Source organism: Streptomyces sp. NPDC057623 (assembly GCF_042800355.1).
Lineage (GTDB): Bacteria > Actinomycetota > Actinomycetes > Streptomycetales > Streptomycetaceae > Streptomyces.
The window spans coordinates 93143-97008 of the sequence record NZ_JBHVGZ010000017.1 but is presented as its reverse complement, the minus strand read 5'-3'; the positions used below and the strand labels follow the sequence as shown (position 1 = coordinate 97008).

General features: G+C 70.3%; 4 protein-coding genes. 3 read left to right on the top strand and 1 reads right to left on the bottom strand.

Annotated features, from left to right (window positions below; genetic code table 11):
• Positions 1-337 precede the first annotated feature (337 nt).
• The gene (locus tag ACFU95_RS19710) at positions 338-1069 is read right to left on the bottom strand and encodes a class II aldolase/adducin family protein (RefSeq protein WP_383828915.1); all 732 of its coding nucleotides are present in this window, start codon (positions 1067-1069) and stop codon (positions 338-340) included.
• 207 nt (positions 1070-1276) lie between these two features.
• On the opposite strand from ACFU95_RS19710, the gene ACFU95_RS19705 reads away from it, so the two are divergent.
• From ACFU95_RS19705 to ACFU95_RS19695, 3 genes are all read left to right on the top strand, one after another.
• Positions 1277-2026, top strand: coding sequence for a lysozyme (locus tag ACFU95_RS19705; protein WP_383828913.1), 750 nt, complete (start codon positions 1277-1279; stop codon positions 2024-2026).
• Positions 2027-2201: 175 nt separating this feature from the next.
• A complete protein-coding gene (locus ACFU95_RS19700; protein ID WP_383828911.1) occupies positions 2202-3434 on the top strand; it encodes an anion permease in 1233 nt (410 codons plus the stop codon).
• 43 nt (positions 3435-3477) lie between these two features.
• Positions 3478-3699, top strand: a complete 222-nt coding sequence (locus ACFU95_RS19695; protein ID WP_383828909.1) for a hypothetical protein — start codon at positions 3478-3480, stop codon at positions 3697-3699.
• Positions 3700-3866 lie beyond the last annotated feature (167 nt).

The window sequence follows — 3866 nt, the reverse complement described above, 5'->3', positions numbered from 1 at the left end:
AGCACACCCGCCCGCACCCACGTGGCCAAGCCCCCAACGGTTCGGCGGGGATGCGAGACAGCGGTGGCCTCGCCCTCGAACGCCAGACAGCCCGAAAGATCCGGACCGGCGCCGAGCACACCCGCCCGCACCCACGTGGCCAAGCCCCCAACGGTTCGGCGGGGATGCGAGACAGCGGTGGCCTCGCCCTCGAACGCCAGACAGCCCGAAGGATCCGGACCGACGCCGAGAACACCCGCCCGCACCCACGTGACGAAGCCCCCAGCGGGGGCCGGACAGGCGGTGGCCTCGTCCTCGACCGCCGGCGGGGCTGGAATGCGCAGCCCCGCCGGAGGACCTAGCCGCGCTGCCCGTACCCCCGCAGCCGCTCCCCCGCCTCCGACACCTGTCCCGCCGACAGCAGGGCAGGCGACAGGCCGGGCACCGAGGACGCCGTGAGCCACAGGCGGGACATCCACTCCAGCTGGGCAGTGCGGTCGTAGGCCTGGTCCAGGGTGGTGCCGTAGGCGATCGTGCCGTGGTTCTGGAGGAGGCAGGCGGTGCGGTCGGTGAGGGCCCCGAGCATGTTCTCGGCCAACTCCTCCGTGCCGTACGTCGCATACGGGGCAACCCGGACGGGTCCTCCGAGGGCGCCGGCCATGTAGTGGATCAACGGGAGCTCGGGCACCAGGGTCGAGACGGCCGTCGCGTGGACCGCGTGGGTGTGGACGACGGCACCGGCGTCGGTGGCGCGGTAGACGGCGAGGTGCATGGGCAGCTCGCTCGTCGGCACCAGCGCGCCCAGCACCCGCCCGCCGTCCAGGTCGACCCCTGTCACATCGTCCGGCGTCAGACGGTCGTAGGGCACTCCGGACGGCGTGACCAGCACCGTGTCACCGACCCGCACCGAGACGTTCCCGGACGTGCCGACGACCAGCCCGTCGGAGACGGTCCGGCGAGCCGTCGCCACGAGCGCCTCCCAGGCATCCGCCTCCTCGGGGCGCGCACTCCTGCCCCAGGGCTCCCCCGCTTCCTGTGTGCCCTCCCGCGCAGCCCGCGCGCCCCGCTGGTCCCGCTGCTCCTCAGCCATGCGGCGATCCTGCCAGGCGCGACGGCGGCACGGCCTGAAGTCGCCGCCGAACCAGGGCACTTTAGGGCGGAAGACCGACGTCCGGAAGGGTGCATAACGGGACACATCACCCTCTCCATCTGCTTGGCCTGAGATCGATCAGCTTTCAACGATCTTCCAGTAATCTCTGGGAGATTTGTCGTGCACGCAGCCATTCCGGGGGGAAATATGGCCCGTGATCGCAAACCGTCCCGTCACCGCTCCCGCTTCGTGGCGGCTTCCGTGGCAGCGCTCACCCTTGGGGGAACCGCGCTGGTCGAGATACCGGCCGCGGCGGCCGGCAAGCCCAGGGGCCACGACGTCTCGTCCCACCAGAAGAACGTCGACTGGCAGAGCTCCAGGGGGAAGGGCGCCAAGTTCGTCTACGTCAAGGCGACCGAGTCCCACACCTACCGCAACCCGCACTTCGGCCAGCAGTACAACGGCTCCCGCGACGCGGGCCTGATCCGCGGCGCGTACCACTTCGCACTGCCGGACAAGTCGCCAGGCAGGACGCAGGCGGCGCACTTCGTACGCAACGGCGGGGCCTGGCGGTCGGACGGCTGGACGCTGCCGCCCGCGCTGGACATCGAGTACAACCCCTACAGCAGGCACAAGTGCTACGGGCTGAGCAAGGCGAAGATGGTCGGCTGGATCCAGTCCTTCAGCAACGAGGTGAAGCGGCTCACCGGGCGCCGTCCGGTGATCTACACCACGACCCACTGGTGGAACACCTGCACCGGCGCCAGCCGCGCCTTCGCCTCGAATCACGCACTGTGGATAGCGCGCTACGACTCCGCGACCGCGGGGTCACTGCCCGCCGGATGGCAGTTCTGGACCATCTGGCAGTACGACAACGGCAGCGGCAGTCTGCCGGGTGACCAGAATCTCTTCAACGGGTCCATGACCCAGCTCAGGAAGTTCGCCCGAGACCACTGAGCCTTGCGGCGCCCGGGCCGCGCGTTGACCGAGGGGACCGGCGGAGCAGGAACCTCCGCTTCCGTCGGAACAACCCCCTGCTACGGACACCGTGCGGCCTGCCCCAGTTCACCTTCCGTTCACTCAGGTTTCCTACGGTCAACCGACCGATGACCTCGAACGATTGCCTGGGTAAATGGAAAACTTCTCGCTGATCCTCGCGATTGTGGTCGTGACCGCACTCGCGTTCGATTTCACGAACGGTTTCCACGACACCGCCAACGCGATGGCCACGACCATCTCGACCGGCGCACTCAAGCCCAAGGTCGCGGTGGCCATGTCCGCCGCGCTCAACCTTGTAGGCGCTTTCCTCTCCGTGGAGGTCGCCAACACGATCTCCAAGGGTCTCGTCGACGAGACCGGCATCCGTCCCGAGGTCATCTTCGCCGCGTTGGTCGGCGCGATCCTCTGGAACCTGCTGACCTGGTTGGTGGGCCTGCCCTCCAGCTCCTCGCATGCCCTGATGGGCGGTCTGATCGGCGCCACCATCGCCTCGGCCGGAGTCGGTGCGGTCCACGGCGACGCGCTGGTCACCAAGGTGCTGATCCCGGCGATCGCCGCCCCGCTGGTCGCGGGCATCGCCGCGTTGCTGGCCACGCGCCTGACGTACTCCCTCGGCAAGAAGGCCGACGGCGACGCCTCCAAGAAGGGCTACCGCGCCGGCCAGATCGCCTCCGCCGGCCTGGTCTCGCTCGCCCACGGCACCAACGACGCCCAGAAGACGATGGGCATCATCACCCTCGCCCTGGTCGCCGGCGGCACCCTCGCGCCCGACTCCGACCCGCCCATGTGGGTCATCCTCTCGGCGGGTCTGGCCATCGCGCTCGGCACCTACCTCGGCGGCTGGCGCATCATCCGCACCATGGGCAAGGGCCTGACCGACCTTCAGCCGCAGCAGGGCTTCGCCGCCCAGACCAGTGCGGCCACCGTCATCCTGGCCTCCTCGCACCTCGGCTTCTCCCTCTCCACCACGCACTCCGTCTCCGGTGCGGTCATGGGCGCGGGCCTCGGCCGCAAGGGCGGCGTGGTCCGCTGGTCGACGGCCACCCGGATGTTCGTCGCCTGGGGTCTGACCCTCCCGGCCGCCGCCCTGGTCGGCGCGCTCGCGGAGTACGTGACGGGCTTCGGCGCCTGGGGCACGGCCGCCGTCGCGGTCTTCCTGGTCGGCTCCAGCGCCGCGATCTGGAAGATCTCCCGCCGTGAGGTCATCGACCACACCAACGTCAACGAGTCCGAGGAGCCGGCCGGCGTGGTGACCACGGCCATGGCCGCCGTGACCCCGCCTCCCGTGGGCACGACGACCGAGGAGCTCTCGGCCACCATCCCGGCCCCGGCCTCCGAGCCCACGCCGTCGCAGGCCACGGTCTGACCCCCGCCCGGTTACTCCTCCCGGTACTCAAGGAAGAAGAAGCATGAAGATCGACTGGGCGGCTCTCGGCTCCGTCTTCGGCGTCAGCCTCGTGGTCACGGTGGCCCTCGTGGGCCTGTTCACCCTCGGCATCTCGGGCCTGTCCCGCCAGGAGAAGGCCGCGGCCCAGGGCGGCTCGGCCACCCTGGCGGTCACCGGCGCGTACGCGTGCTTCGCGGCGTGTGCGGCGGCTGTGGGGTACGGGATCTATCTGATCGTGGCCTGAGCCGTCGTGTTCTGACGAACGGCAGGCAGCGCACCGGGGGGGGGGGGGGGGGGGGTTCCCCCCCCCCCCGTTCGACGCCCCCCCCCCCCACCACCACCCCCTCCCCCCCCCCCCCCTCCACCCCTCTCTTCCCCTGCCCCCTCCCCCCCCCTCCCCTCATTTCTTTC

Bases quoted from the DNA above. Each gene is read 5' to 3' on its own strand.
- ACFU95_RS19710 (WP_383828915.1), bottom strand. From the start codon at position 1,069: ATGGCTGAGGAGCAGCGGGACCAGCGGGGCGCGCGGGCTGCGCGGGAG.
- ACFU95_RS19705 (WP_383828913.1), top strand. From the start codon at position 1,277: ATGGCCCGTGATCGCAAACCGTCCCGTCACCGCTCCCGCTTCGTGGCG.
- ACFU95_RS19700 (WP_383828911.1), top strand. From the start codon at position 2,202: ATGGAAAACTTCTCGCTGATCCTCGCGATTGTGGTCGTGACCGCACTC.
- ACFU95_RS19695 (WP_383828909.1), top strand. From the start codon at position 3,478: ATGAAGATCGACTGGGCGGCTCTCGGCTCCGTCTTCGGCGTCAGCCTC.